The organism is Streptomyces sp. CB01201 (assembly GCF_002803085.1).
Classification (GTDB): Bacteria; Actinomycetota; Actinomycetes; order Streptomycetales; family Streptomycetaceae; genus Streptomyces; species Streptomyces hundungensis.
In genome coordinates this window covers 390899-416613 of the sequence record NZ_NNBJ01000001.1, presented here as the reverse complement: position 1 = coordinate 416613, position 25715 = coordinate 390899, and the positions used below count along the sequence as shown (strand labels likewise).

Below are 25715 nucleotides of genomic sequence, written 5' to 3'. Positions count from 1 at the left end.
TGGCAGCCTCAGCGGGCCAGCCTGCCGAGCAGCGAGGAGGCCGCGAGGATGCCGAGGGCCGCCGCGAGCAGCAACACCCCGTAGTCGAGGGCGAGATGGGACGGGGTGCCGAGCAGCAGTCCGCGCAGCGCGTCGACCTGGTAGCTGAGCGGGTTGGCCTTGCTGACGGCCTGGAGCCAGCCCGGCATGATCGACACCGGGTAGAGGGCGCTGGAGCCGAAGAACAGCGGCATCGTGATGGCCTGCCCGATGCCCATCAGGCGGTCGCGGGTCAGCACGATCCCGGCGATCGTCATCGACAGACAGGAGAAGAAGGCCGAGCCGAGGACCACGGCCGCGGCGACGCCGAGCAGCCGCAGCGGGTTCCAGGTGAGGGCCACGCCGAGCAGGGCCGCGATGGCGATCACCACGACCGCCTGGATCAGCGCCTTGACGCCGGCCGCGAAGGCCTTGCCGGTGATGAGGGCGGAGCGCGGGGTGGGGGTGACGAGGAGCTTGGTGAGGATGCCCGAGTCCCGCTCCCAGATGATCATGATGCCGTAGAAGATGGCGATGAACATGGCGGACTGGGCGATGATGCCGGGCGCCAGATAGTCGATGTAGGGGATGCCGCCGGTGGGGATCGCCTTGATGCGGGTGAACGTCTCACCGAAGATGAGCAGCCACAGGGCGGGCTGTACGGCCCGGGTGTAGAGCTCGGCCCGGTCGTGCCGGAGCTTTTGCAGTTCGACCCTGCACAGCGCGCCGACCCGGGCCGGCAGCAGCCGCCAGCCGGTGCGGGCCCGCGGCGGGACGAGCAGCAGATCGAGGGCGCCGGCCTTCTCGCCCCCAGCGGTGCCGGAGGCCTCAGCCGAGGCGGGTTGCGGTGCGGCGGGTGCTGCGGACATCGCGGAAGTCACCTCCCTGGCTGTCGAGCCCACGTCCCGCGACGTCGCGGAAGACGTCCTCCAGGGTGGGCGGCGGGTCATCGGGGCCGCTCGGGCCGCGGCGCTCGCGCAGTTCGGCCTTGAGGCCCTCGGGCGTGCCCAGGGCTCGGATCCGTCCGCGGTGCATGAGCGCCAGGCGGTCGCAGTACTGATCGGCCTCGTCCATGTGGTGGGTGGTCACGAGGACGGTCATGCCGGTGGCCCGGCGTACCGCGTTGATGTGCTCCCACACGCTGGTGCGGGCTATCGGGTCGAGCCCGATGGTCGGCTCGTCGAGCATCAGCAGACGGGGCGCGCTGACCAGCGCCTGCGCCAGTTCGAGGCGGCGGATCATGCCGCCCGAGTACGTCTTGGCCATCCGGTCGGCGGACTCGGTCAGGCCGACGGCGTACAGGGCCTGCTCGACGCGCCGGGCGAGTTCCTTGCGGGGCACGTCGAAGACCCGGGCGAACAGGGCCACGTTCTCGCGCCCGGTCAGACCGGAGTCGGCGGACAGCTGCTGCGGTACGTAGCCGAGCAGCCGGCGCACCGCCATCCGCTCCTTGGCCGCGTCGTGCCCGAACACCCGGACCCGGCCCGCCGGTACGGGCAGCAGGGTGGTGATGCAGCGGATCGCGGTGGTCTTGCCCGCGCCGTTCGGGCCGAGCAGCCCGAAGACCTCGCCGGTGGCGACGGCCAGGTCGAGCCCGTCGACGGCTCTGGTCTGCCCGAAGGCGTACTCCAGGCCGTCGCACCGCACCGCAGCGCCGTCGTTCGCAGCGTCGTCGTCACTCATGACCCCTCCGCTTCCTCGTGCAGGTTCTCGGCGAGCCGGCGCAGTGCGGGCATCGCGGCGGCCAGCGCGGCCCGGTCGGCCGGGTCGAGGCGCGCCACCTGCTCCCGGACGAGCGCGGCCCGGCGGCGCTGCCAGTCGTGCAGGCGGTCGAGGGCGGCCGGGGTGGCGTGGAGCCGGGCCGAGCGGCGGTCGCCCGGATCGGTCTCGCGGCTCAGATATCCGCCCTTCACCAGCTGGTTGACCAGCGTGGAGACCGAGTTGCCCGCCAGGTAGAGCTCCTTGGCGGCGGCCGAAACGCCGATGCCGGGCCGGGCGGCGACCAGTCCGAGCAGTTCGATGTGGGCGCCGCGCAGCCGGGGCGCGCTCAGCCCGCGGCGCAGCCGGCGCCGGACGAGCCGCTGGACGGCGGCGAGCACATCGGCGAAGGAGTCGTCGAGCGGTTCGGGCGCTTCCGGTTCGGGCTCATCGGCGGCCATGTCCCCATTTTATCTCTCACTCAGAGCTAATGACCAGGGGGCGTCGTCGCCGCGAAGCCCCGGAGCGGGGTCAAACCCGCTGGGGAGTGTGGCGATCAGCACATGTGGGCCCGCTGTGCGAACGAACCGGCGCCGCATGACATCTTTCCCCGGGGCCCCGCGTGCTCCACGGAAGGTCATTCGCATCGGGCAGGGAAACGGGAGCTGAACACAACGTGCCGGCCATCAGTCAGAGGATGCACCTCATCCTGCTCTCCGCATGGACCGCGCTCTGGTTCGCCGTGGTGGAGCCCAACGGCGGCTTCTCCTGGCACTATCTGCGGGCCGGGGGCGAGCTCATCTACCAGGGCCCGTCCGGCGACGGCACCGGCGGGCTCAATCTCTACGCCCACCATCCCGAGCTCCAGATGGGCCCGGTCAGCTTTCTGACGGCGGGCCTCTTCAACCCGTTCCCCGAGCGGACCGGGCAGTTCCTCGCGGCGCTCCTGATGTCGGTGCTCGGCCTGGTCATCGTGGTCATCGCCGGGCGCAGCGCCGCCTGGCACTTCCTGGGAACCGGCACCAACCACCAGCGGCTGCGGCAGCGGGTGCTGATCGCGGGGCTCGCCTTCATCCCGATGTGGATCGAGGTGTCGGTGCGCTTCGGCCACCTCGACGACGTACTCGCGCTGTTCTTCACCGCGCTCGCGGTCCGTTCGGTGACCCGGGGCAGCCCGGTGGGCACCGGCGTGTGGCTGGCGCTCGCCATGGACTCCAAGCCGACCGCGGTGACGTTCGCCGCGCTGCTCTTCGCCCTGCCGCGGCACCAGTGGCTGCGGGCCGGGCTGTGGTGCGCCGCGGTGCTCGCCATCGCCTGGGCGCCGTTCTTCCTCAGCAATCCGCACTCGATGTCGGCGGCCGGCTTCGCGATACCCAACCAGCCCGCGTCCGCACTGCGCTGGCTCGGTGTCGCCGACGCCGAGACGCCCGGCTGGGACCGGCCCGCTCAGGCCGCGCTCGGCCTGCTGCTCGGCGCGATCGCGGTGTGGCGGGGGCGGTGGGCGGCGGTGGTGCTGCTCGGCGCCAACGCGCGGATCGTGCTCGACCCCAGCGTCTACACGTACTACACCGCCTCCGTCCTGCTCGGCACCCTGCTGTGGGACGTGATCGGTCAGCGCAGGCTGGTGCCCTGGTGGAGCTGGCTCGCGCTGCTGACCCTGTACGGGAGCGTGTTCGTGGTGCCGGACGACGCGGCACGCGGGCTGATCCGGCTGGCCTTCGTGCTCGTGTCGACGGTGTACGTACTCCTGTGGCCGCAGCGCGACCGCACCCGCGACCGGCGGCGACGGCAGCGGCCCGCCTCCGTCGGCGCGTGACGCACGGCCGCATCCGCGGACGCGTGGCGCACGGCCCGGGGCCGGATGGCTCAGCCCCGGCCCGTACCGCGTGAGAGGCTGTCGGCGACCGCATCGGCAGACCGGCGAAGAAGGTCCCCCATGACTCGTCAGAGGCGTCCGGCCGAGGAGATCATCGCGGCGACGGCCGCGGAACTCGCGCCCGGGCCGCACGACAACCGCCTCCTGCCGCTCGTCGAGGCCGGCACGGCGCCGCTGTCCGCGCTCGCCGGGCTCGCCCTGGAGCAGCGCCACATCATCGCGCCGGACCGGCGCGCCTTCGCGTTCCTGGCTGAGCGCTCGGGGCCCGGCAGCGCGTGCGCGGCGTTCTTCGGCACGCTCACCGAGGGCGAGACCCTGGCCCTCGACCGGCTCGCGGCCTACGAGCGCGCCTGCGGGCTGACCCCCGAGGCCGTCGGTCAGTACCTGCCGCGGGCGGGCTGCCAGGCCTACCCGGCCTATGTGTCCTGGCTGGCCCTGAACGGCGAGCCGCCGAGCGTGGCCCTCGCCCTCACCGCCAACTTCGCGGCCTGGGGCGGCTATTGCGCCCGCATCGGCGCGGCGCTGCGCACCCGTTACGGCTTCGCCGACGAGGCGTGCGGCTTCTTCGACTTCTTCGCCGGACCGGCCCCCGAGCTCGAACAGCGGGCGGTGGCCGCCGTCGCGGCCGGCTCCGACGACGCGCACGGCGATGGCCTCGGCAGCGGGGCGCACTACGGGCGGCTGCTCCAGACCTACGAGTCGATGTTCTGGAACACGCTCGCGGACGCCGACGCCGACGCCGACTAGGAGGCCCCGGGCGCCGGAACCGCCCGGGGCCTCGTCACCGGGAAGCCTCGGGCGCGGCAGCCCCGGGCCCAGGAGCGCCGGGGTGCCGCAGCCTGGGACTCAGGAACCCTCGGGTGCGGCGGCCCGGCCGACGGCTTCCTCGATGCCGGCCCGGACCGTGTTCAGGACGCCCTGTTCGCCTTGATCGCCTCCGTCTGCAACGCCGACTCGGCCTCGAACCACACCTTCGCCACAGGAATCCGCCGGCGACAGGCGACGTCCGCCGTCGCCGTGGCGATCTCCGCATCCCGGACTCCGTCCCGGTCGTGGAAGCGGGGGTCGTCGTTGACGTCCATCGGTTGGGCGTAGGAGTAGCCCTTCGCCTTCATACAGGCCGACCAGCGCGCGAAGACCGCCGTGACGTCGGGGGTTCTGGCCGATCGCGCGTAGGAGTCACGCGCGATCGCCTCCACCACCTCCGCCTGGGTGGGCGCGGGCACGGTGACACCGGCCTCATCGGAGCAGCCGCGCACCACGGCCCCGTCCGCTCCGGCCGGGACCGCCGCACCCGCCGCGATCGCTCGGTCGTGCGCCTCCTGGTCGGCGGCGTCCGGGTGGTAGCCGCGCCGGGCGGCCAGGGCGGCGTCGTGGATCCCGTAGCGCAGATCGGTCTCGGTCCGCCCGTCGAGGTCGGGGGCGTCGGGGGCCGGGTCCGGTGCCGGGAGGCCGGCGCGCTTCACGCAGTCGGCCATCAGCGCGGCCCGTCTGCTGTTCATCGTGTGGACCTGCGACTTGCTGAACATGTACGTCTCGATCGGCAGCTTCCAGCCCGCGGGATCGTCTCCGCCGCCAACCGACGCCGATATCAAGGGAGTTGCGGATTGTCCCGGAGAAGCCCGGCGCGCCGCCATGCCGTCGCCGTCCGGCGACCGCGCGGTCAGCGTGGCCACGGCCACCGCCCCCGCCGCGACCGCCACCAGCGCGGGAGCGGCCACTTTCACGATCCTTCGAGATGCGTTCATCGGCCCATTCTCCTTGCACCCGGCGGGACTTGACGACCGACCGGGCAGTCCTGGGCGAAGCGGCGACCCTTGATCGCCGGCGTGGTACCCCCCGTGCCACCCCCGGGGTGGCATTCGTGCCACCCCGGATCGGGGTGGTGGCGGGATCGAGGGCACCGGCCGGGGCGCGGGACGATCCCTGGTGACCGATTCACCGCAAGGGGAGCGATCCCAACGGGGAGCGAAACACATGCAGTTGATCAGGAAGACGAGCCGCTGGGCCGCCGCCGTGGCGTGCGGGATGCTCGCCGCCGCGGCCCTGCCGGGGGCGGCGGCGAGGGCCGCCGACAGCGCCCCGCCCGTGCCCGACCGGTACCGTCTGCAAAAGCTCGACTGGCAGTCGTGCTCCGGCGGCGAGCTGGAGTGCGCGCCGATGGCCGTGCCGCGGGACTGGTACCACCCCGGCGCCGGGCCGGGCCTCACCGTCGAGGTCTCCCGGCACCGGGCGGCCGACCCGTCGAAGCGCCGGGGCGTGCTCATGATGGCGGCGGGCGGGCCGGGGGCATCGGGCCTGAAGCGTCCGGCCACTCTCACCGGGCTCAGCCCGAAGCTCGCGGCGGCGTACGACGTCGTCAGCTTCGACCAGCGCGGCGTGGGGGCGAGCACCAACGTGGTCTGCTCGGACCAGGACAAGGTCGACGCCCTGTTCACCAGTGGCGATCTGCGGGACCGCTCGCCGCGCGCGATCGACGCCACCTTCGACCGGGCCCGTGACTTCGTCGCGGACTGCGAGCGCGCCTCGGGCGGACTCCTGCCGTACCTCACCACCGACCAGGCCGTGCACGACATGGACCTGTACCGCTCACTGCTCGGCGTGGACAAGGTGTCCTACTACGGCCCGTCCTACGCCACCGTCCTCGGGGCGTACTACGCGACCGAGTTCCCGCGGCGGGTCGACCGGGTCGTCCTGGACAGCACGGTGGACTTCACCCGCGGCTGGGAGTCGTTCCTGGCCGGGCAGCCGATGAGCTTCCAGCGCCGGTTCGAGCAGGATTTCCTGCCGTGGCTGGCGAAGAACGACGCCGCGTACCACCAGGGCCGTACGCCCGCCGAGGCCGAGGCCTCCTACGAGCGGCTGCGGGCCGCGCTGCGCGACCGCCCGCTCGACCTCGACGGCACGACGGTCACCCCCAACCAGCTCGATGTCGCCGCGACCAACGCGATGTACACGGCGGACGGCGGGTTCCAGACGCTCGCGGCTCAGCTGGTCCTGCTCGAAGACCCCGGGGCCGCGTCCGCCGACGCGCGCAGGACCGCGGCGCAGCAGCTGCGCCACTCCATGGGAGCCAACTTCTTCGCCGACTTCACCGCGGTCACCTGCGGCGAAACCCCGTGGAAGCGCGACCGCCGCTACTGGGTGAACGAGAGCGCCCAAGCCACCCGTGTCAACCCCCTTGCCGGAGCACGGGAGTTGACGTTCGCGGCGATCTGCTCGAACTGGCCGCGCACCAGGGCTCCGCAGATCGAGGTGACCGGCAAGGGGCTGCCGCCCGTCCTCATGCTCAACTCCACCCACGATCCGGCGGCGTACTACGAGGGGGCGCTGCGGGCCCACCGCGCGCTCGCGGGATCGCGCCTGATCACCGTGCCCGACGGCGACCACGGCCAGTTCCAGAACGGCAACGCGTGCGCGGACGCCCACGTCGAGGACTACCTCCTCGACGGCGCGCTCCCCGCGCAGGACACCGGCTGCCCGGGCGTGCCGCTGCCCGGACCCGCCGCGCGCGGCTGAGCCTGCCCGGCCCCTGGCCAGGATTCCGGCCCGGGGCGGGGAACGAGGGGTGCACAAGCGTTTACCCTGGGGGTGAACATCTGTGCACCCCTGTCCGCGCTCCAGCCGTACGGAGAGTCATGCCCCCAGCGATACCCGTGCCCGCCGATCCGCCGCGTCCCCGCTTCTTCGTCGGAGTCCTGGCGTTCTGCGGGGTCGTCGTGGCCGTGATGCAGACACTGGTGGTGCCGCTGCTCCCGCATGTGCCGGCCCTCACCGGCAGCACTCCGGCGGCGGCCAGCTGGCTGGTCACGGTCACGCTGCTGACCGGGGCGGTGTTCACCCCGGTGCTCGGCCGGGCCGGGGACATGTACGGCAAACGCCGGCTGCTGCTCGTCTCGCTCGGGGTGCTCACGGCGGGCTCCGTGATGTGCGCGGTCAGCTCCCACATCGGGGTCCTGATCGCGGGCCGCGCCCTCCAGGGGGCGGCCCTCGCCGTGATTCCGCTGGGCATCAGCATCATGCGCGACGAACTGCCGCCCGCGAAGGTGCTGTCCTCGGTGGCCCTGATGAGTTCGACGCTCGGCATCGGCGCGGCCGTGGGACTGCCGGTCGCGGCCCTGGTCGTCGAGCACTTCGACTGGCACACCATGTTCTGGGCCTCGGCCGCGCTCGGCGTGCTCGACATCGTCCTGGTCCTCTGGGTCGTGCCGGAGTCGCCCCTGCGCTCGCGCGGCCGGTTCGACGGGGTGGGCGCGCTCGGCCTCTCGGCGGCCCTGGTCGCGGTGCTGCTCGCCATCACCCAGGGCGCCGACTGGGGCTGGACCTCGCCGCGCACGCTGGCCCTGCTCGGCGCGGCCGTGGTGATCTGGCCGCTGTGGGGCGCGTACGAACTGCGCACCCGCTCCCCCCTGGTGGACCTGCGCGTCTCGGCTCGGCCCGCCGTCCTGCTCACCAATGTGGCCGCCCTCCTGATCGGCTTCGCCTTCTACGCCAACTCCCTCGTCACCGCGCAGATGGTGCAGGAGCCCAAGGCCACCGGGTACGGGCTCGGCGCGTCCATCGTGGTCAGCGGCCTCTGCCTGCTGCCGGGCGGTCTCGCGATGGTGGCCCTTTCCCCGGTGTCGGCCAAGATCTCGGCGAAGTACGGGCCGAAGGCCGCGCTCGCGCTCGCCGCGGCGATCATGGCCGTGGGCTACGGGGTGCGGTTCTTCACCAGCCACAGCCTGCCCCTGATCATCGCGGGGGCCACGGTGGTGGCCTGCGGCACCGCGATCGCGTACTCGGCACTGCCCGCCCTGGTGATGCGCGCGGTCCCGGTGAGCGAGACGGGCGCCGCCAACGGGCTCAACACCCTGATGCGCTCGGTCGGCCAGGCCTGCTGCAGCGCGGTGGTCGCCGCGATCCTGGCCAACGTCACCTTCCAGGTGGGCGGCCGCACCGCGCCGACCCTGCACGCCTACCTCCTGGTGTTCCTGATCGCCGCCGGTGCCGCGCTCGCGGCCCTGGTCGCCACGCTGTTCCTGCCGGGCCGCACCACGCCCACCACCGCTACCGTCGGAGCGGACCGCGCCGAGGGCGCGACGGGACGTACGACGGCCGAGGAGAGCGCATGACCGGGCAGCAGCCCACCGGGGACGGGGCCGGGACGGGCAAGGACGCGATCCTGCGGGCGGCCCGGCGGGCGTTCACGCTGCGCCCGTACGCGGAGGTCACCATGCGTTCGATCGCCGCCGACGCGGGAGTCAGCGCCTCGCTCATCGTCAAGCGGTTCGGCAGCAAGGAGCGGCTGTTCCACACGGTCGCGGATTTCGGGCCGGCCGCCGACGCGCTGTTCTCGGCGCCACTGGAGGCGCTCGGGCGGCACCTGGTCCTGACCCTGGTCCGGATGCGGCGCGAGGACCAGGGGGATCCGCTGCTCCGCGCGGTGTTCTCGCTGGGCAACATGGACGAACGGACCCTGCTGCGGGAGCGGTTCCGCGAGCAGGTCACGTCCCGGCTGGCTCGTCAACTGCGCGGCGGGGACAGCGAGTTGAGGGCCGAGTTGATCGCCGGTCTGCTGCTCGGCCTGGGCGCGACCCTCAGCCTGCACCGGCCCGGCGCCGGGGAACGCGCCACGCCCGAGCAGCTGGCGGACCTCTACGCGCCGGCTGTGCAGCGTCTGATCACCGGCTCCGAGGACTGACCGGAACCGGGTTTTTCGCTAGTCGTCCAGGGTGATCGCCTGCACGGGGCAGACCCGGGCGGCCTCGCGGACCAGGGGGTCGCCGGCGCCGTCCTCACGGCCGGGCAGCAACGCGCTGAACCCGTCGTCGTCCTGGGTGAAGACGCCGGGGGCGGTCAGTGCGCACTGGCCCGCGCCGATACAGACGTCCGTGTCGATGCCGATCCGCATGCGCGGCTCCTTTCCTCTCGTTCCCATCCGGTCCCCGTCCCGCTACCAGGTGACGGGGAGTTCGAGCATGCCCTGGATGGTGTCGCCCGGCTTGAACGGGATCGCCGCGGCGGGCACCGCGAGGCGCAGCCCGGGCAGCCGGTCGAAGAGCGAGCGCAGCGCGATCTCCATCTCGGCCCGCGCCAGGTTCTGGCCGAGGCACTGGTGGATGCCGAAGCCGAAGGCGACGTGGTGCCGGGTGGAGCGGTGCCAGTCGATCCGGTCGGGCTCGTCGTAGCTGGCGCTGTCCCGGTTGATGACCGACGTCGAGAAGACGACGCCCTCGTCCGCCCGGATGGTCCGGCCGCCGATCTCGATGTCCTCCAGGGCCACCCTGAGCATCCCGTCCGCGATCGACAGGAAGCGCAGCAACTCCTCGACGGCGGCCGGCATCAGCGCCGCGTCGGAGCGCAACTCGGCCAGTTGTTCCGGGTGCTGGAGGAGCGTGAAGGTGCCGAGCGAGATCATGTTGGCGGTGGTCTCGTGGCCCGCGACGAGCAGGATCGTCGCGAAGTCCACCAACTCCTGGCGGTCCAGCGCGCCTTCGTTGAGGCGCTGCTCGATCAGCTCGTCGAGCAGTCCGTCGCCGGGTTCCTTCTGTTTGCGGTCGATGAGCTTGACGAAGTAGTCCTCCAGGGCGTCGCGGGCCGCCTCGATGTCGGCGGGCTCCGGCCCGCGCAACAGCTTGCGGGACTGGCCCTCGAAGAACTCGTGGTCCTCGTACGGGACGCCGAGCAGGGCGCAGATCACCATGGACGGCACCGGCAGCGCGAACGCGGTGACCAGGTCGACGGAGGGCCCCTGCGCGACCATCCGGTCCAGGAGGCGGTCCACGGTCTCCTGGATCTGCGGCCGCAGCGAGGCCGTCCGCTTGAGGGTGAAACTGGGGATCAGCATCCGGCGCTGGGTGGCGTGCTCGGGGTCGTCGACGCCGAGCAGCGCGACGCGTCGCCTGGTGACCCCGGCGAACCGGGCCGTCGGCAACGGGAAGGCCTCGTTCTCCCGGTCGGTGGACAACCGGGAATCGGCCAGCAGGGCGCGCGCCTCGGCGAGCCCGGTGACCATCCACACGGTCCGCCCGTCGTAGAGGCGGACTCGGGCCAGCGGGCGTTCGTCGCGCAGCGGCTGGTAGGCGGTGGGCGGGTGGTAGGGGCAGCTGCGGTCCTGCGGGAAGTCGACGCTGCCGGTGTCGGTGGCGGAGTGGTCCGTGGTGACGCTGGTCTTGCTGCCTGTCATGTAGACCTCGCAAGCGAAGGGATCCGTCTTGCCGATCTCCACTACATGCCTCAGGCACCTATGACGTCTACGCGTTCTTCGGCCGAATCCACACCTTCGGCCGAACGCGCCCGGGGGCCCCGGGGGCCCGGTGCGGGGGTGGCCGGGCGGCGGGGCTAGCGTGTGGACGGCTCGTCGTGCGGTGCGGGCCGGTGAGGAGATGGGCCCGGATGTCCGGTATGACGCTGAGCGTGGCGGCGGGGAGCCTGCCCGAGCTGACGACGGGGCGGCTGCTTTCGGTGTGGCGGCCGGACGTGGCCGCGCTGCTGCTGATCGCCGTCCTGGGCGGCCTGTACGCCGGGGGCGTGGTCCGGCTGCGCCGCCGGGGCGAGCGCTGGCCGCTGCCGCGCATCGCGGCCTTCGCGCTGCTCGGCCTCGGCAGCCTGGCCGTCGCCACGATGTCGGCGCTCGCGGTGTACGACACCGAGCTGTTCTGGCCGGCCGCCGTGCAGAACGTCCTGCTCGACCTGATCGCGCCGCTCGGCCTGGCGCTCGGCGATCCGCTGCGGCTCGGCATGCTCGCGCTGCCCGAGCGCGGCGCGGGGCGCCTCAAGCGCGCGATGAGCGGACGCCTGGTGCGCTTCCTCACCTTCCCGCTGGTGAGCACCGTCCTGGTGCTCGCGTCCGAGCTCTGCATCTACTTCACGCCGTACTTCGAGAGCGCGCTGCGCCACAGCGCGCTGCACGAGCTCATGTATCTCCAACTGCTGCTCGCCGGGAGCCTGTTCGTGCTGCCGGTGCTCACCCGCGAGGACGCGCTGCCCGCCTGGTGCAGCCATCCCGTGCGGGCCGCGCTCGTCTTCCTCGACGGGCTCGTCGACGCGGTGCCCGGCATCGTCGTGATGACCCACGGCACCCTGATCGCGGGCGCCTGGTACCTGCACCACGCGCCCGCGTGGGCGCCCGACGTCCAGCGCGACCAGCAGCTCGGCGGCGGCGCGATGGTCTCCATCGCGGAGCTGGTGTCGCTGCCGTTCCTGCTCGCCATCCTGGTGCAGTGGTCGCGCGCCGACCGCGCCCAGCGCGTCGTGCTGGACCGCCGACTGGACGCGGAACTGGCTCCGGCCGCCCCCGTCGGGGGGCGGCCGGAGGAGGCGGAGCTGGTCCGGCCCTGGTGGGAGACCGACGGCGGGACGGTCGGGCAGCGGATGCGCCCGCGGCGGCCCGGCGACTGACCGGTCAGTGGCGGTCGCGGCGCCTGCGCAGCCGGCTCACGATGAACCAGATCACGAACACGATCAGCGCGATGAAGAGGATCACGATGATCAGCAGGAAGATGCCGAGCTTCTTGAAGAAGCCGCCCTTCTTCTTGGTCTTCTTCGTCTTCTTCGACGCGGTGACGACGGACTTGCCGGCGACGGTGTGCTGCCCGGCGCGTGCCTGGGCCTGAGCCGGCTCGCTCACGGACGCGGCCTGCGGGGCCGCGGCGGCCGAGGCGGCGACCACGGCGGTGCGCGGCGCGGCCTCGGCCGTCACCGGGCCCGCCACGAGCGCGGTGCCGAGCACCAGGGTGAGCAGCACGGCCACCCGGCGCAGCCGCCCGGTCCGGTGCGTGGGCGTGGAGTGCGGTTCGTTCATGCTTGTCATCCCCCAAGGACGCTCGGTGCGGCGGGCCGCCGCACACTGTCTGTATCTGTACCCGTCGGGCAACCCGTACCCCCGGTCGGCGAGTTACACCTCATCGGTGCGCCGCGACACCGGCCGAGCTCTCCACCTCGATGAGTGAGGCGCTGTGCCGCTCGGCCTCGAAGGCGGCGTGCCCGCCCCGCAGGCCGAACAGGCGCTTGGCGAGCAGGATGTAGAGGACCGCGAGGATGTTGATCGTCAGCGTGACGATCTTCACCCAGCTGATCTTCTCGGTGAGTTCGTAGATCTCCAGCGGCAGGAACATCGCCGTCGCGACGACGGTGAGGTACTCGGCCCAGCGCTTGGCGCGCCACAGGCCGACGCCCTCGACGATCTCGATCAGCGCGTAGACGAGCAGCGCCACGGCAACGATCAGCAGGGTGGAGTGCTTGTAGTCGAAGGTCTTCTGGATGGTGCCGACGACCGGCGAGTGGTCCAGGTCGTAGTGGAAGTGGCGGAAGACCGGCCGGAACACGTCCAGGTACTCGTCGAAGAACCGGCGCACCGCGTCCTGGCTGTTGCTGAACTTCCACACCGCGACGGCGACGAGCACGATGAACAGGCCGCGCACGGCCCGCTCGACGGCCAGGAAGCGCAGGATGAACAGATCGCGCAGCACTTTGCCGCGCGGCACGAGCGGCGCGTCCTCGGCGGGTCCTGAGCCGTGCGGCTCGCCCAGGGCGAAGTCGCCGCAGCGCAGACAGCGCCAGGCCTCGCCCAGACCGGTTTCGGCGCGCAACCGGTCGCGCAGCCCGGCCTCCTGCGGCGCGTACGTCACATGGCCGCGGCGCGCGCAGGTGCGCCGGTCCCAGTCGATCTTCATGCTCTTCCTCCCGTGGGGCCCGCGCGGCGGACCGGTGTGTTCACAGGGACCGTAGTGGACCCTTGTCGTGGACGCGCCACGGGGTCGGGTCCGGTGCGGGGAGCTCCCGCGCCGCTTCGGCCGGATACGGATCCGCTGTCCGCGTCCGTGCCGTCGCGGCAGGTCCACACGCACTGAGAGGGCGAGAATGCCCGGATGAGTTCCGCGATCACGACACCGAACGCCGACCGGTCCGACGAGCGGTTCCTCCTGGTGCTCTCGGCGGCGTCCGGGGCCACCGATGCCTTCGCCTTCCTCTGTCTGGGGAAAGTGTTCGCCGGGGTGATGACCGGCAACCTCGTTCTGGTCGGCGCGTCGGTGGGCGCGGGGGACCGCGGGGCGGTGCCACGCGCCGTGGTCGCCCTGGCCGGGTACGCGTTCGGGGCGGCCGGGGCCGCGCTCGCCACCACGCGCCTCGCACCGCGTCCGCTGCTCGCCGCCCAGACCGCGCTGCTCGCCCTGGCCGCGGCCGGCTGGGGGCTCGGCGCCGGGCGGTCGCTCGGCCCGCAGCTGGTGCTGCTGTTCGCGGCGGCCCTCGCGATGGGCGTACAGGCGCGGGCCTGGGGCACCCCCACCACCTACTTCACGGGGACGTTCACGAACCTCGCCGGGCGGCTGGCGAAGCGCGAGGCGAAGCACGCCGACCGCTGGGTCGCCGGGCGGCTGGTGGCCGTCTTGGCGGGGGCCGCCCTCACCTCCCTGGTGGTGTGGTGCTGCTCGCCGGCGGCGGGTGTGACGGGTGTCGCGCTGTGTGCGGCCGCTTTCGCGCTGCCCGTGCGCGGATGACGCCGATCCGCATATGCCCGGCGCCCGGGCCCGCTCGTACGGGGCGAAACCGGTCGCCTTTGGCATATGTCAGAAGCACCACCGTATCGAGTGTTGCCAAATCCCTTACGGGGCATCGCTCCCTGTGCAACCCTCGTAACCGGTCCACTTCACCAGACCAGGCTCTACCGCGGCCGCATCGGAGAACGTCATGCCGTCCCATCTGTTCGCGGACCGTCCCGCTCCCCAACCGCCCGAGCGGGGCACGGTCGACGCACTGATCACGCAGACCCGCCGACTGCGCGGCGGCGTGGACGCGGTGCGCCGCGACGCGCTCGTGGACGAGGACGACGCCCAGCTCCGCTGGCAGCGCGCCCTGTGCGATCTGGCGGTTCATCAACTCGACGATCTGGGCTCGCACTTGGACCAGTTGCGCGACGGTCCGGCCGCCCGGGCCGAGGACGCGGCGGCGCACGCCGTCGAGAGCGCCTTCGGGCAGGGGCCGCAGGCCGTCACCCTGCTCAGCCGGGTCGGCAGCGCCGAGTGGAACCTGCTCAACGACGCGGTGAGTTGGTCCGAGGAGCTGTTCCAGATCTTCGGCCGCGCCCCCGGGAGCGGCGGCATGTCCCTCGACGAACTGCCCGCCGTGGTCGTCGAGGAGGACCAGGCCCTGCTCACCGCAATGGTGACCGGCGCCCTGGTCGACGGCAGGCCGATCGACGGCGAGTTCCGGATCGTACGGCCCGACGCCGAGGTCCGTACGCTCCACATGATGGGTGAGCCGGTGCTCGACGCCGAGGGCTGCACCGCCTCGATGTGGGCCGTTCTGCGCGATGTGAGCGAGCTGCGACGCAGTCAGCGCGCCGTGCGGGAGAGCCGCGACGACCTCCAGCGCAGGCACCACATCGCCCGGACCGAACACCGGCTCGCGGTCGAGTTGCAGGAGGCCGTACTGCCGCCGTGGCGCGGCTCCCTGCGACTCCCGCAGGGCGGCCCCGGCGCGCTCGACATCGCCGCACACTATCTGCCGTCCTCCTCCAGTGCCCGGATCGGCGGCAACTGGCACGACGCGCTCGAACTGCCCGACGGATCCTCGTTATTGACCGTCGGCGACCTCACCGGCCACGGCGTGACGGCGACCGGCGCGATGGCGATGCTGCTCGGTGCCCTGCGCGGCATGGCCGTCGCGGGCATCGGTCCCGCCGCCCTGATGGGCCACCTCAATCAGCTCCTGGAACAGACCGTGCAGCCCGCCCTCGGCAGCGCGGTCTGCTGCCGTTACGAGCCCGCCGGGCGCACGCTCGTCTGGTCCGGGGCCGGCCACCCCGCCCCGCTGCTCTTCCGCGACGGGACGGGGCGCGCCCTCGGAGCACCGGACGGGATGCTCCTCGGTGCCACGCGGGGGGCCGCATACAGTCAGACCGAGGCCGCCCTTCTCCCGGGCGACCTGCTCGTCCTCGCCACCGACGGGCTGACCCGGCACAGCGCCCGCGACGACGACGGACAGCGCAGGCTGCTCGGACTCGCCCCGCTCTTCGACGGTGGCCGTACGGCCCAGGACTGCGTACGGATGATCGTCGAGGAGTTCGGCGAGCACGAGCGCGAGGACGACGCCTGTGTGCTGGTGGCCCGCATCGGGTCCTGACACACCGGCCACCTGACACACGGGCGGCCGTGAACGGCCCTTGAGCCGGGGGGTTGTACGTTTCGGGCGTACAACCCCCTTCTAGATGTCCGCCACCCGACTCCGCTTCAACGGGGCCTGGGGCAGCGCCAGTTGGATCTCCTCCCGCAGATCCTGGATCTTGCCGTGGCTCGCGTACTGGTTGGTGAGCCGGTACATCTCGCGCAGCCGGTCCCAGGTGCGGTGCGAGGAGGTCTCCCCCATCGACACCAGGGCCAAGCGGGCGTAGCGGTCCGCCTGTTCCGGGTCGTCGGCGATGAAGCAGGCCGAGGCGAGCGAGATGTAGTCGAAGATCTTCGAGCGCTGACGGCCGCCCACCCGCAGCGCGAGCGCCTGCTTGGCGTGGTGCTGCGCGATGGTGGCCGCGGCCGGGTCGTGCTCGGCGAGCGTGCGGAAGGCCAGCGCCTCCATGCCGTGCAGATCCGCCTCGTCGAACATCTGCATCCAACTGGGCGGCGGCACATCGCCCTTGTCCGAGACGAAGAGCTCCTCCGCCTCGCCGAGGGTGCGCCGCATCGCCTGGCCGCGCCCCATGGACGCCTGGGCCCATGCCTCGATGGTGTGCAGCATCGCCCGGGTGCGCGGCAGCGTCTCCTCGCCCGAACCGGACTTGGCGAGCTTCATCAGATCGAGTGCTTCGCCGGGGCGGCCCAGGTGGACCATCTGGCGGGCGGCCCGTGAGAGGGCTTCGCCGGCGCGCGGGCGGTCACCGCCCTCGCGGGCCGCGTGAGCCGCGATGACGAAGTACTTCTGTGCGGTGGGTTCCAGGCCGATGTCGTGCGACATCCAGCCCGCCAGGACGGCGAGGTTGGCGGCGACGCCCCACAGGCGGCGCTGGAGATGGTCGGGGTGGCGGTAGGCGAGCATGCCGCCCACCTCGTTGAGCTGGCCCACCACCGCCTTGCGCTGGAGTCCGCCGCCCCGGGAGGCGTCCCAGGCGCGGAACACCTCGACCGAGCGCTCCAGCGCGTCGATCTCCTGCGACCCGATGGGAGCGGCCTCGTAGCGGTCGAACCCGGCGGGGTCGGCGTGCAGGGGGTCGTGGGGGCGGGGAGCGTCGGCCGAGAGTACGGGGTCGGTGTGCAGCCAGTCGTGCATGGCGCTGCTGAGTACTGAGCCGGTGGCGAGCGCGGCGCCCGCGCCCACCAGACCGCGTCGGTTGAGCATGAGGTCCATTCCCGTGAATTCGGTGAGGACCGCTGCCGTCCGTTCGGGCGCCCACGGAAGGCCGTCCGGATTCTTGCTGTTCCTGACGTCGTTCCGCTTCTTGGCGCGCCCGTGCCGGTCGAACCCGAGGTCCTCGATGGTCACGACACGGCCGAGCCGCTCGGTGAACAGCGCCGCCAGCACCCGGGGCACCGGATCGCGCGGGGTCTCCCCCATGTCGATCCAACGCCTCACCCGCGAGGTGTCGGTGGCCAGTTGGGGGTGGCCCATGGCCGCCGCCTGCCGGTTCACCATTCTCGCGAGTTCGCCCTTGGACCATCCGGCGAGGCCGAACAGGTCGTTCAGGCGGGTGTTGGGTTGTCCGCTCACGTCAAGCCCCCAGGTTCTCGGCTGAGTTGACAGTAATCCCCTGTCAGATGCGGCGCGACTATTCGCCAGGGTTCGCCAGGGCACGCCAGATGGTGTGCCACCCGCGGCCGGGTGTCAGGTAAGAGAGCGCCACCCCGACCCGGGGGCCGGACCTCATTCCCCAGGGTGCGGCTCGGCCACCGGGACGGGTAGCGCACGCAACTTGCCGGCACACGAAGGGATCTGTCACCCCCATGTACACAGCATCGTCCTCCGTGTCCACGCCGCCCCGGCCGCACCGTCCCCTGGGAGCGGGCGGCGGACCGTACCTCGACCCCAGCCAGGCCGGCTCGGCGTACGGCGCCGGCCGGATGCCGCGCCGGCCCGGGGCGGCCCCGCAGCCGCTCAGCGGGAGAATCGACCTCTCCGGCCCCCAGGGCGCCCAGCTGCGCATCGCGATCGCCTCGGTGCAGCGGATCTGCCCGGAGTTCAACCCGGTGCAGGTGTTGCGGCACAGCGGACGCTCCGTGCTGATCGTCGGCACGACAGGGCGCACCACGGCCGTCGCCAAGTGTTTACTGGACCATTCGCCCGCCTGGGCCGAGCGGTTCCGGCACGAAATAGCTGCCTACCGCGCGTTCGTCCGGCACCGCCCACCGGTGCGGGTGCCGCGGCTGATCGCCGCCGATCCCGACAACTGCACCCTGGTGATCGAGCGGATGCCCGGGCGGGCGGCGGCCCTGACCCGACACCCGGTCGAGGCTCCCCCGCGCGCCGATGTGCGGGCCGCCCTCGGGGCCGTCAGGGCGGTCAACGCCTGGCGGCCGCCCGCCGAGATGTTCGGCAGGCCCCTGGACTACGCGCCGCGGATCGCGCGCTACCACGAGCTCGGCCTGTTCACCGACCGGGATCTGAGCGACCTTCAGAAACTGGTGCACGGTCTGGCCCTCTCGGGCCGGGTCGACTGGCAGTTCTCGCACGGTGACGCGCTCCTGTCCAACATCCTCCTCTCACCGGCCGGCCCGGTCCTGGTCGACTGGGAGCACGCGGGCTGGTACCTGCCCGGGTACGACCTGGCGACGCTCTGGGCCGTCCTGGGCGAAGCCCCGATGGAGCGGCGCCAGATCGCCTCGGCCGCCCAGGAGGCGGGCCCCGCGGCGCGGGACGCGTTCCTGGTGAACCTGATGCTCGTACTGACCCGCGAGATCCGGACCTACGAGACGGCGGTGCAGCGCACCATGCGGGACGCCGCACCGGCGAGCCCGGCACCGAGCGCCCCGGGGGTGCTGTCCGCCGGGGAGCAGCAGCGGCTGCTGCTGCGCAGGCTGCACGACGACTGCGCGCTGGCGCGGCGGGCGGTGCGGGCGGCGGTCGGCACGCGCTGACGGCCGGGCAGGGGGGAGGACGGGCCGCGCGTCCAGTGCCGACACACTGGACGCGCGGCCCGCTGTCGTGGCCCGGGCCGCCGTTTCAGCGAACGCGCACCACGTCGACGTCGGAGGCCTTGACGAAGGCGATCCGATGGCCGATCTGCACGGTCACATAACGGGTGCTGCCGGGGAAGTACGTGTGATCGTAGGGGTACGAGGAGTCGATGGTGGGGGCGTAGTAGTAGCCCGTCGGGGTCGGCGCACCGCCGGGGTAGGACTGTCCGGCCTTGATGGTGTAGGCGAGCGGGGTGCTCACCCTCGGCGCCGTGAAGTCGGCGGGGTAGTCGCCGGCCGCCGGGTAGGCCGTGCCGTAGACCGGGACGTCGGTGCGGCCCTGCTTGGGGCGTACGACATAACCGGCGGTCGCGGTGGTGGTGCGGGTGTGCGCCGGACTCTGGAACCAGGCCTCCTGTCCGTACCACCAGATCGCGGTCCAGCCGGGTTTGCGCTCGGCGACCACGGCCTGCTGGGTGGCGCTGATCTTGCTGCCCCAGTCGCCCGCGCAGTTGGTCCCGCTCTGGCCCGGCGGGTGGAGGCCGGGATCGGCGAACAGCGGTGCGGTGGTGGAGGGTTGGGTGTACAGCGGGACCGCGCTGGAGGGCTGGGCGGGCAGGTCGACGTTCTTCTCGCAGTCGCGGAAGGCCTGGATGTTCTGCTTGAACACCGGGTTCACGGTGACCAGTGGGCCGCCGGGTCGGCCGGTGGGCTCGGTGGGGTGGCCGAGCAGACCCATGAAGTAGTTCCAGTCCCAGTACGGCCCCGGGTCCCAGTGCATGGCCGCGGTGCCGCCGGCCGTGGTGGGCGGCACGTTGTCGTGTCCGAGGATGTGCTGACGGTCCAGCGGGATGTCGTACTTGTCGGCGAGGTAGCGCACCAGGGCCGCGGTCGAGCGGTACATCGCGGGGGTGAACCAGGTGGCGCCGTCGGTGGCGTAGCCCTCCTGCTCGATCCCGACGGAGTCGGAATTGATGTACCAGTTGCCGGCCTGCCAGGCCACGTCCTTGGTCTTCACCATCTGGGTGACATGGCCGTCGGCGGACCGCACGACGTAGTGCGCGGAGGCGGCACGCTTGGGGTCCTGGAAGATCTTGAGGGTGGTCGCGTACGTCTCCTCGGTGTCGTGCAGGACGATGTACTTGATCCTGTTGGTGCCCGGCCGGTCGGAGACGTCGTAGTTGCCGTACGCCTCCTTGTTGGCGGGGTCGCCGGTCTGCTGGTAGGCCGCCGGTACCCAGTCGCACTTCAGGACGCGGGGGCATTCGGTGCCCGAGCCCGCCGCGCTCGCCTGGGTGGCGGGGGCCAGGGCCAGGCACAGGGCGCCGGCCGTCGCCGTCGCGAGCGCGAGTCTGATCCTCTGCTTGGACGTCATGGACAACCCTTCTTGCCGGAAGGTGCGGGGGCTCCCCCGCCGCAGCCGCGCGCTGGTGCGCGCGGGACACAGTGCGACCTGGCATGACGGCTCGTCAAGTACCCCTCGGGCGCGCCGACTTGTATCAGTGGACAAGACCTGTGGCGGCGGCTCTGACCTGCTGGTGGCGTGGCGGCTTCAACGGGGACATGAAAGCGGCCCGGCACCTCGGACGGGAGGTGCCGGGCCGTCGGCCCGTGCGCGGGTGTCCGCTCGGCTTCGCCGGAGGGGTCAGCTCTGCTGGAAGAGCTCCGCCGGCAGCGGCTTCAGAAGGGCGTACAGGTCGTCCGTGATCGGCCGGTCCCAGCTGGCGATCGTGACCAGGACGTTGTCGCTGCGGTCGAACTGCACGCAGGAGATGCGGCTTTCGGAGAGCTTGAGGCGGCGCACGATGAGGAGGTTGTCGCCCTGCATCACCGGCATGTCCTCGGTGCCGACGACCTCGATCGGCTCGTCGTTCTCCAGGGCGACGAGCAGTTGGGCGACCTCGAAGGGGACCTGGCCCTCGGCCATCTCGCGGGCCGGGGAGCCCTCCGGCAGATTGCCGATGATCATCGCGGGGCCGCGGCCGCCGAACAGGTCGTAGCGCAGGAAGACACCCTGGCAGCTGCCGTCGGGGGCGGGCAGCAGACCGGCGCCCAGGTTGCCGGGCCAGTCACCCGGGTCCATGGCCAGGACATCGAAGTCCGGGCCCGCGGGAGTGGCGGCGCTGCGGCGGCGGAGGAAGGACATGCCGTCAATGGTACGTGCCCGCGGCGCCCCGCCGGAGCCGGGCCCGGACGCCTGGGCGGGTCGGTGCCCGGCTTCCTGCGGGGTGGTGGGGCGCGGGACGGCCGGGTTCCGGCCGGCCGCGGGCATGCCGGCTCGGCACGGCCCCGGCCCCCTGCCAGTGGGTGGCGGGGGGCCGGGGCCAGGGCCGGGCTGATCAGCTTCCGGGCACTCCTCGGACGCCGGAGCCGCGGGGCTGTCGGGGCAGCAGTCCCGCGAGCCCGTCGCGGTTGGTGCCGAGCTTGCGGAAGGCGCCGGAGAGCAGCAGTTCCACCGTGCGCTCCTTGGTGCCGAGCTCCTCGGCGATGCGCCGGTTCTCCCAGCCCTGGGCGGCCCGCTCGGCCACGGCCTTCTCCTGGGAGGTCAGCGAGTCCGAGTCGACGGCCCGCAGCTGAAGCGGGCGGAGCCCGGAGGCGGCGAGTTCCTCGCGGGCCCGGGCCGCCAGGGCGTCGGCCCCGCACAGGGCGGCGCTCTCCAGGCCGCGCATCAGCAGGTCGGCCGCGTCCTGCGGCAGCCCGGCGCGGCTGAGCATCGCGCCGTGGTCGACCAGGGCCTGGGCCAGCTCGTAGGCGGCCGGGGACCGTTCGAGCTGCCGGACCGCCTCGGCCATCAGGGCCAGGCTGTCGGCGCCGGAGGTCACCTTGGCGGCCGCGTGCAGGGCCCGGCCGACGGCGCCCGGGGTGCCGAACCGCCGGGCGATCTCGATGCCCTCCTGCTCGATCGCGGCGGCCTCGACGGGATCGGTGTGGGCGATCGTCTGCGCGAGCAGTGGGCGCCACGGGCACCACATCGGGTTGCGCATGCCGCGCGGCTCCAGCCTGCGGCCGACCGCGCGCAGCCGTTCCTCGGCGTCGGTGCGCAGGCCCCGGGCGATCAGGAGTTCGCTGTAGACGGTCTCGGAGTCGGGGTAGACCACGGCGTTCGGGACGACCTGGCCGTAGTTGTAGGTGTCCGAGAGCTCCTGCGCGTCCTGGACCCGGCCGCGGGCCAGCAGGATCTCGATGAGGATGCCGAGCGCGAACCACTGCGCGGGGACCTGGTGGCCCACCCGGTCGGCGATCCGCAGTCCGCTGTGCACCAGGTCCTCGGCCTCGGAGAGCCGGCCCCGGTGGAACTTGATGTAGCCCAGGAGCGTCAGGCCGAAGGAGAGGTGGGCGCCGCGCCAGCCCTTGCGTTCACAGTCGGCGATGCCCTGGGTGAACAGGTCGTCGGCGCGGCCGGGCTGGTCGCAGTACATGAAGGTGAGCGCGACCAGGACGGGAACCTCGAAGCCCCAGTTGTCGTCGGTCCAGGGAAGACCGTCCTTCAGCGACTCCTCGGCATAGTGCAGCGCGGTCTCGGCGGGTTCACCGCGCACCATCGCGTCCCAGGCCCGCAGACCGAGGATGTAGCGCTCGGCCTTGCCGCGCCCGGAGAGGTGTTCGGCGAGCCGGGCCAGGCTGCGCGAGCGGGCCGGGGAGTCCTCCTCGTCGGCGCGGAAGGCGTTCCACTGGAAGCTCTCGGCCTGCATGCGCAGCCGGGTGCGGGCACTGGTGGAGTTCTTGGCCTCGGCGCCCACGACGGCGGCGGCCTCGCTCAGCCGGTCGGTGTGGGCCAGTGCCTGGGCGAGCCGGTAGGTGACGGCTTCGCGCAATTCCGGGGCGAGTTCGGGCTCTTCGAGGGCCGCCTTGAGATGGTTGACGGTGGTGGCCGGCTCGTTCAGGAGCGCCGAGCAGCCGAGTTCGAAGAGGACTTCGGCGCGCTCCTCCAGGGTGGGAGGTTCGCGCAGGGCGCGGGCGAGGCAGCGCCGGGCCGCGTCCGGGGCACCGGCCCGCAGATAGTCGCGGGCGGCCGCGCGCAGCTGGCGCACCGCCCACCGGTCGTTCTCGGGGTGCATCTCCAGGATGTGCCGGGCCGCGGAGGTGGCACCCAGTCCGGCCTCGCTGACGGCGAAGGCGGCCTGGCCGTGCATCGCGACGCGCATGGCGGACGGTATGGCCCGGTAGACGGCGGTGCCGACCAGCGGGTGGAAGAAGTCGAGCCGGTCCTGGTGCTCGCTCGCAGGCGCCAGGATGCGGGCGTCGCGCAGCTTGTCGATGGCATCGGCCAACTCCTCGGCGCCGAGCCCCGCGACCCCGGCCGCCATCTCGCGGCGGGCGTCGGTGCCGAGCACGGCGACGGCCCAGGTGAGCCGGAACGCGGAGGGGCCGAGCCGCTCAAGGCGCTCGATGAGCCCGTTGCCGCGTACGGCGGAGGCAAGTTCGCGCAGCTCGGTGGCGTTGGCGTACTGCGGTTTGATGCCGCGGTCGCGGATTCTCGCGACGAGTTCGACGGCCTCGTACGGGTTGCCCGCGGTCAGGGCCCAGCATTCGCGGGCGAACAGTTCGTCGCCGCCCTCCCCGAGCACGTCCCGCACCAGGTCGCTGACGGCGGCCGGGGTGAACGGCGCCAGGTCCAGCGGTCGTGAGCCGTGCCGGGTGGCGAGCCGGCGGAACTCGGCGGCGTGCCGCGGCAGTTCCTCGGGCCGGTAGGCGACGACGATGAGCAGCGGCAGGTCCGATGCGCGCAGCGCGAAGGAGGTGAGCCAGGCCAGGGTCTCCTCGTCCGCCCAGTGCGCGTCGTCCACCACGAGCACCACGGGTGCGTACTGGACCGCGAAGCGGGTGACGAGCCAGTCGAGGCCGTCCCGCACACCCTGCGGGTCGGGCACCACGCCGCTCTGTCCCGCGACCAGGCCGACCGCCGGTGCGACGATGTCGTACCAACTCCCCAGTATCTTGCGGTGTTCTTCCTCGCTGCTCGCGGCGAGGACGGGCTGCACGAGCTGGCGTACGACGTGGAACGCGACGCCTTCCTCCTGCTCACTGCCGCGGGCGGCCAGCAGGGTGCAGCCGCGGGCCGCGGCCTTGCGGCGGACCTCGGCCACCAGTGTGGTCTTGCCCAGTCCGGCCGAGCCGGCGATGGCGAGCAGTCCGCCGTTGGGCGCGCTTCCCTCCCCTGCCCGGCCGCACAGGTCGTTCAACATGCTGTCGAACAGGATCAGTTCTTCGTCGCGCTCAAAGAGCATCCGGTGCGGCACGCCGCCCCGGCCCTTCGTCTCCGCCACAGCGGTCCCCTTCTGGCAGTAGCACCGAGCCTACGCCCCGGACACGTACCGTGACATGAATACCCGGCTTCCGTCTCCTCCTTGACTGTTTAAGTTGGCTGAATCCGTGGGTGGTTGGCATCGAAATGTCCCGGTGGGGCGCCAGTGAGGGCCTCGCACGCCCCCTCCACGCTGTCGGACTCCGCCAGCGTGCGACTGGCCTCCGGCCGTCCTCACCTTGATGATTGAACTACGTACGGAGTACTAAGGAGGCGGTGCCGCATGGGCAGCACTGGCAGGGTCCGGTCGGCCCGGACGCGGACCGGTCTCGTCGACATCCCCTTTCCGGCCCGCAGGCACCCCCGGGACGCGGTGGCCCGGCGCCACACGCTGGACTGGCTGTACGAGTTCGGCATGCTGGCCGGGGAGCAGGCCACGGCCGAGTACGACGCGATGGGTCTGGAACGCCTGATGGCGTACTTCTATCCGGATGCCTCGGACGCGCATCTCGCACTGGCGACCGACCTCAACGCCTGGTTCTTCGTCTTCGACGACCAGTTCGACGGGCCGCTCGGCAAGCGCCCGGACCTGGTGCTGCGCCAGATCGACACGGTGTTGCGCACCATGGGTGACGAGCCTCCGGTCCCGGGCGGGACGACCAACCGACTGGCCGAAAGCTTTCGCGATCTCTGGCAACGGGTCACCGCGGGCACGCCGTTACTGTGGCAGGACCGCTTCCGGGCGCACTGGCGCGAGTATCTGACGGCGTATCACTGGGAGGCGCTGAACCGCACCCGCAACGGCACGCTCTCGCTGCCGGGCTTCCTGCGCGGCCGCCGGGACTCGATCGGTGTGCAGCCCTGCCTCGACCTCGTGGAACGCTGCGGCGGCTACACGCTGCCGAGGGAGCTGCACGAGGGCGTGCCGCTGGCCGAGATGCGGGAGATCACCGCCGATGTGGTGATCTTCGTCAACGACATGGTGTCCGTGGACAAGGAGCTGGCGGCGGGCGACGTCAACAACAGCGTGATCATTCTGCTGCGGCAGGAGATGTGCACCGTCGAGCAGGCCCTGCGCCGGGTGGCCACCATGGCCAACTCCCGGATCGCGCGCTTCCAGGACCTGACCGTCGAGCTCACCGCGCAGCTCGACAAGACGGCGCTGCCCGAGCAGGTGCGGGCCCATGTGGCCGACTACGTCGACGGCATGCGCGCCCTGATGAGCGGGAACCTGGCGTGGTCCCTGGAGACCGCACGGTACGGCGAGGCCGGTATCGCCGCCGTCAGCGAGGGCCGCCAGCGGCCCTGGGCCCGGCTCTTCCCCGAGCAGGCCACGGAGGAGCGGGAGGGCGCCTGATGCCCAATGCCCGCCACCAGGGCGGGCGTTGAGGAGGAGGCAGGCCCTCCATCGCGCCGGTGCCGCCGGGAGGATCCCCGCCCCTCCCGGCGGCCGCGGCTCCGGCGGAGCGCTCAGGTGAGATCGAACGCGCCGTCGCGCGCGTTGATCATGAAGGCCCGCCACTCGGCGGGGCTGAAGATCAGCGACGGGCTGCCGGGGCTGCCGCTGTTGCGCATGGCGATGAAGCCCTCGACGAAGGCGATCTGGACGTCCCCCGCCCCCTGACTGCTCGACTGCCACTCGGCCTCGCTGAGGTCGAGCTCCGGCTTGTCCCAGCCGGAACGGGTGTGACCCGCAAGGGTCCGCAAGGTGTGCTGGGTGGTGCTGGTGTCAGCCACGTCCGTGCTCCTCCCCGGTTCTGTCGTCCGAGGGCCACCCTAGCGATCGTCCGCGGGG

23 protein-coding genes are annotated in these 25715 nt (G+C 72.3%); 10 read left to right on the top strand and 13 right to left on the bottom strand.

The features are described 5' to 3' along the window. Positions 1-8 precede the first annotated feature (8 nt). Genes CG740_RS01895 through CG740_RS01885 form a run of 3 tightly spaced genes read right to left on the bottom strand, consistent with a single transcriptional unit; the run spans position 9 to position 2177 of the window. Positions 9-887: an ABC transporter permease gene (locus tag CG740_RS01895; RefSeq protein ID WP_100573086.1), complete on the bottom strand. Its 879-nt coding sequence runs from the start codon at positions 885-887 to the stop codon at positions 9-11. Next, positions 847-1701: an ATP-binding cassette domain-containing protein gene (locus tag CG740_RS01890; protein WP_100573085.1), complete on the bottom strand. Its 855-nt coding sequence runs from the start codon at positions 1699-1701 to the stop codon at positions 847-849. Before CG740_RS01890 ends, CG740_RS01895 begins: the two co-directional genes overlap by 41 nt. Then, positions 1698-2177, bottom strand: coding sequence for a MarR family winged helix-turn-helix transcriptional regulator (locus CG740_RS01885; protein ID WP_100573084.1), 480 nt, complete (start codon positions 2175-2177; stop codon positions 1698-1700). The genes CG740_RS01890 and CG740_RS01885 overlap by 4 nt, the downstream gene beginning before the upstream one ends. 236 nt (positions 2178-2413) lie before the next feature. Here CG740_RS01885 and CG740_RS01880 point away from each other — a divergent pair, with 236 nt between their 5' ends. Then, complete coding sequence (locus CG740_RS01880; protein WP_100573083.1) at positions 2414-3532, top strand: hypothetical protein; 1119 nt, start codon at positions 2414-2416, stop codon at positions 3530-3532. Positions 3533-3652: 120 nt separating this feature from the next. After that, positions 3653-4339: a transcriptional regulator gene (locus CG740_RS01875; RefSeq protein WP_100573082.1), complete on the top strand. Its 687-nt coding sequence runs from the start codon at positions 3653-3655 to the stop codon at positions 4337-4339. A 161-nt stretch (positions 4340-4500) separates the two neighbouring features. On the opposite strand, the gene CG740_RS01870 is transcribed toward CG740_RS01875, so the two are convergent. Further along, entirely contained in the window at positions 4501-5340 is an 840-nt protein-coding gene (locus CG740_RS01870) for a hypothetical protein (RefSeq protein ID WP_159030186.1), read from the bottom strand. A gap of 229 nt (positions 5341-5569) precedes the next feature. Here CG740_RS01870 and CG740_RS01865 point away from each other — a divergent pair, with 229 nt between their 5' ends. The 3 genes from CG740_RS01865 to CG740_RS01855 all read left to right on the top strand — a co-directional run bounded on the left by CG740_RS01865 (position 5570) and on the right by CG740_RS01855 (position 9275). Then, entirely contained in the window at positions 5570-7111 is a 1542-nt protein-coding gene (locus CG740_RS01865) for an alpha/beta hydrolase (RefSeq protein ID WP_100573080.1), read from the top strand. 119 nt (positions 7112-7230) lie between these two features. Then, on the top strand, positions 7231-8706 hold the full coding sequence (locus CG740_RS01860; protein ID WP_100573079.1) for an MFS transporter: 1476 nt from the start codon (positions 7231-7233) through the stop codon (positions 8704-8706). Next, complete coding sequence (locus tag CG740_RS01855) at positions 8703-9275, top strand: TetR/AcrR family transcriptional regulator (RefSeq protein WP_100573078.1); 573 nt, start codon at positions 8703-8705, stop codon at positions 9273-9275. The genes CG740_RS01860 and CG740_RS01855 overlap by 4 nt, the downstream gene beginning before the upstream one ends. An 18-nt stretch (positions 9276-9293) precedes the next feature. Here CG740_RS01855 and CG740_RS01850 read toward each other — a convergent pair whose 3' ends face one another. Both CG740_RS01850 and CG740_RS01845 read right to left on the bottom strand, forming a co-directional pair. Continuing rightward, positions 9294-9485, bottom strand: a complete 192-nt coding sequence (locus tag CG740_RS01850; protein ID WP_100573077.1) for a ferredoxin — start codon at positions 9483-9485, stop codon at positions 9294-9296. A 42-nt stretch (positions 9486-9527) separates the two neighbouring features. Beyond that, the gene (locus tag CG740_RS01845) at positions 9528-10760 is read right to left on the bottom strand and encodes a cytochrome P450 (RefSeq protein WP_100573616.1); all 1233 of its coding nucleotides are present in this window, start codon (positions 10758-10760) and stop codon (positions 9528-9530) included. A 209-nt stretch (positions 10761-10969) separates the two neighbouring features. Between CG740_RS01845 and CG740_RS01840 the strand changes: the two genes are divergently transcribed. Then, positions 10970-11974 carry a cytochrome c oxidase assembly protein gene (locus CG740_RS01840; protein ID WP_234375995.1) on the top strand — a complete coding sequence of 335 codons (1005 nt, stop codon included), beginning with the start codon at positions 10970-10972 and terminating at the stop codon, positions 11972-11974. Between the two features lie 4 nt (positions 11975-11978). On the opposite strand, the gene CG740_RS01835 is transcribed toward CG740_RS01840, so the two are convergent. Continuing rightward, positions 11979-12377: a hypothetical protein gene (locus tag CG740_RS01835; RefSeq protein WP_100573076.1), complete on the bottom strand. Its 399-nt coding sequence runs from the start codon at positions 12375-12377 to the stop codon at positions 11979-11981. A gap of 100 nt (positions 12378-12477) precedes the next feature. Next, the gene (locus tag CG740_RS01830) at positions 12478-13248 is read right to left on the bottom strand and encodes a DUF2127 domain-containing protein (RefSeq protein WP_100573075.1); all 771 of its coding nucleotides are present in this window, start codon (positions 13246-13248) and stop codon (positions 12478-12480) included. Positions 13249-13443: 195 nt separating this feature from the next. On the opposite strand from CG740_RS01830, the gene CG740_RS01825 reads away from it, so the two are divergent. Continuing rightward, positions 13444-14073: a DUF1275 family protein gene (locus tag CG740_RS01825; protein WP_100573074.1), complete on the top strand. Its 630-nt coding sequence runs from the start codon at positions 13444-13446 to the stop codon at positions 14071-14073. Positions 14074-14263: 190 nt separating this feature from the next. Beyond that, positions 14264-15697, top strand: a complete 1434-nt coding sequence (locus tag CG740_RS01820; RefSeq protein ID WP_100573073.1) for a PP2C family protein-serine/threonine phosphatase — start codon at positions 14264-14266, stop codon at positions 15695-15697. Positions 15698-15778: 81 nt separating this feature from the next. Here CG740_RS01820 and CG740_RS01815 read toward each other — a convergent pair whose 3' ends face one another. Next, positions 15779-17272: a DNA-binding protein NsdB gene (locus CG740_RS01815; protein WP_100573072.1), complete on the bottom strand. Its 1494-nt coding sequence runs from the start codon at positions 17270-17272 to the stop codon at positions 15779-15781. Positions 17273-17505: 233 nt separating this feature from the next. On the opposite strand from CG740_RS01815, the gene CG740_RS01810 reads away from it, so the two are divergent. Further along, positions 17506-18636 carry an aminoglycoside phosphotransferase family protein gene (locus CG740_RS01810; protein WP_100573071.1) on the top strand — a complete coding sequence of 377 codons (1131 nt, stop codon included), beginning with the start codon at positions 17506-17508 and terminating at the stop codon, positions 18634-18636. Between the two features lie 85 nt (positions 18637-18721). On the opposite strand, the gene CG740_RS01805 is transcribed toward CG740_RS01810, so the two are convergent. The 3 genes from CG740_RS01805 to CG740_RS01795 form a co-directional block, all read right to left on the bottom strand. Then, positions 18722-20050 carry an N-acetylmuramoyl-L-alanine amidase gene (locus CG740_RS01805; protein ID WP_100573070.1) on the bottom strand — a complete coding sequence of 443 codons (1329 nt, stop codon included), beginning with the start codon at positions 20048-20050 and terminating at the stop codon, positions 18722-18724. Positions 20051-20320: 270 nt separating this feature from the next. Beyond that, positions 20321-20821: a hypothetical protein gene (locus CG740_RS01800; RefSeq protein ID WP_100573614.1), complete on the bottom strand. Its 501-nt coding sequence runs from the start codon at positions 20819-20821 to the stop codon at positions 20321-20323. Positions 20822-21014: 193 nt separating this feature from the next. After that, the gene (locus tag CG740_RS01795) at positions 21015-23903 is read right to left on the bottom strand and encodes an ATP-binding protein (RefSeq protein WP_100573613.1); all 2889 of its coding nucleotides are present in this window, start codon (positions 23901-23903) and stop codon (positions 21015-21017) included. 300 nt (positions 23904-24203) lie between these two features. Between CG740_RS01795 and CG740_RS01790 the strand changes: the two genes are divergently transcribed. Then, on the top strand, positions 24204-25277 hold the full coding sequence (locus CG740_RS01790) for an isoafricanol synthase (RefSeq protein ID WP_100573069.1): 1074 nt from the start codon (positions 24204-24206) through the stop codon (positions 25275-25277). A gap of 113 nt (positions 25278-25390) precedes the next feature. Here the strand turns inward: CG740_RS01790 and CG740_RS01785 are convergent, their stop codons facing one another. Then, positions 25391-25657: a DUF397 domain-containing protein gene (locus tag CG740_RS01785; RefSeq protein WP_376207347.1), complete on the bottom strand. Its 267-nt coding sequence runs from the start codon at positions 25655-25657 to the stop codon at positions 25391-25393. Positions 25658-25715 lie beyond the last annotated feature (58 nt).

What these genes read in the sequence shown, in the direction of transcription:
- CG740_RS01895 (WP_100573086.1), bottom strand. Translation starts at nt 887, where the DNA reads ATGTCCGCAGCACCCGCCGCACCGCAACCCGCCTCGGCTGAGGCCTCC.
- CG740_RS01890 (WP_100573085.1), bottom strand. Translation starts at nt 1,701, where the DNA reads ATGAGTGACGACGACGCTGCGAACGACGGCGCTGCGGTGCGGTGCGAC.
- CG740_RS01885 (WP_100573084.1), bottom strand. Translation starts at nt 2,177, where the DNA reads ATGGCCGCCGATGAGCCCGAACCGGAAGCGCCCGAACCGCTCGACGAC.
- CG740_RS01880 (WP_100573083.1), top strand. Translation starts at nt 2,414, where the DNA reads ATGCACCTCATCCTGCTCTCCGCATGGACCGCGCTCTGGTTCGCCGTG.
- CG740_RS01875 (WP_100573082.1), top strand. Translation starts at nt 3,653, where the DNA reads ATGACTCGTCAGAGGCGTCCGGCCGAGGAGATCATCGCGGCGACGGCC.
- CG740_RS01870 (WP_159030186.1), bottom strand. Translation starts at nt 5,340, where the DNA reads ATGAACGCATCTCGAAGGATCGTGAAAGTGGCCGCTCCCGCGCTGGTG.
- CG740_RS01865 (WP_100573080.1), top strand. Translation starts at nt 5,570, where the DNA reads ATGCAGTTGATCAGGAAGACGAGCCGCTGGGCCGCCGCCGTGGCGTGC.
- CG740_RS01860 (WP_100573079.1), top strand. Translation starts at nt 7,231, where the DNA reads ATGCCCCCAGCGATACCCGTGCCCGCCGATCCGCCGCGTCCCCGCTTC.
- CG740_RS01855 (WP_100573078.1), top strand. Translation starts at nt 8,703, where the DNA reads ATGACCGGGCAGCAGCCCACCGGGGACGGGGCCGGGACGGGCAAGGAC.
- CG740_RS01850 (WP_100573077.1), bottom strand. Translation starts at nt 9,485, where the DNA reads ATGCGGATCGGCATCGACACGGACGTCTGTATCGGCGCGGGCCAGTGC.
- CG740_RS01845 (WP_100573616.1), bottom strand. Translation starts at nt 10,760, where the DNA reads ATGACAGGCAGCAAGACCAGCGTCACCACGGACCACTCCGCCACCGAC.
- CG740_RS01840 (WP_234375995.1), top strand. Translation starts at nt 10,970, where the DNA reads ATGTCCGGTATGACGCTGAGCGTGGCGGCGGGGAGCCTGCCCGAGCTG.
- CG740_RS01835 (WP_100573076.1), bottom strand. Translation starts at nt 12,377, where the DNA reads ATGAACGAACCGCACTCCACGCCCACGCACCGGACCGGGCGGCTGCGC.
- CG740_RS01830 (WP_100573075.1), bottom strand. Translation starts at nt 13,248, where the DNA reads ATGAAGATCGACTGGGACCGGCGCACCTGCGCGCGCCGCGGCCATGTG.
- CG740_RS01825 (WP_100573074.1), top strand. Translation starts at nt 13,444, where the DNA reads ATGAGTTCCGCGATCACGACACCGAACGCCGACCGGTCCGACGAGCGG.
- CG740_RS01820 (WP_100573073.1), top strand. Translation starts at nt 14,264, where the DNA reads ATGCCGTCCCATCTGTTCGCGGACCGTCCCGCTCCCCAACCGCCCGAG.
- CG740_RS01810 (WP_100573071.1), top strand. Translation starts at nt 17,506, where the DNA reads ATGTACACAGCATCGTCCTCCGTGTCCACGCCGCCCCGGCCGCACCGT.
- CG740_RS01805 (WP_100573070.1), bottom strand. Translation starts at nt 20,050, where the DNA reads ATGACGTCCAAGCAGAGGATCAGACTCGCGCTCGCGACGGCGACGGCC.
- CG740_RS01800 (WP_100573614.1), bottom strand. Translation starts at nt 20,821, where the DNA reads ATGTCCTTCCTCCGCCGCCGCAGCGCCGCCACTCCCGCGGGCCCGGAC.
- CG740_RS01795 (WP_100573613.1), bottom strand. Translation starts at nt 23,903, where the DNA reads ATGCTCTTTGAGCGCGACGAAGAACTGATCCTGTTCGACAGCATGTTG.
- CG740_RS01790 (WP_100573069.1), top strand. Translation starts at nt 24,204, where the DNA reads ATGGGCAGCACTGGCAGGGTCCGGTCGGCCCGGACGCGGACCGGTCTC.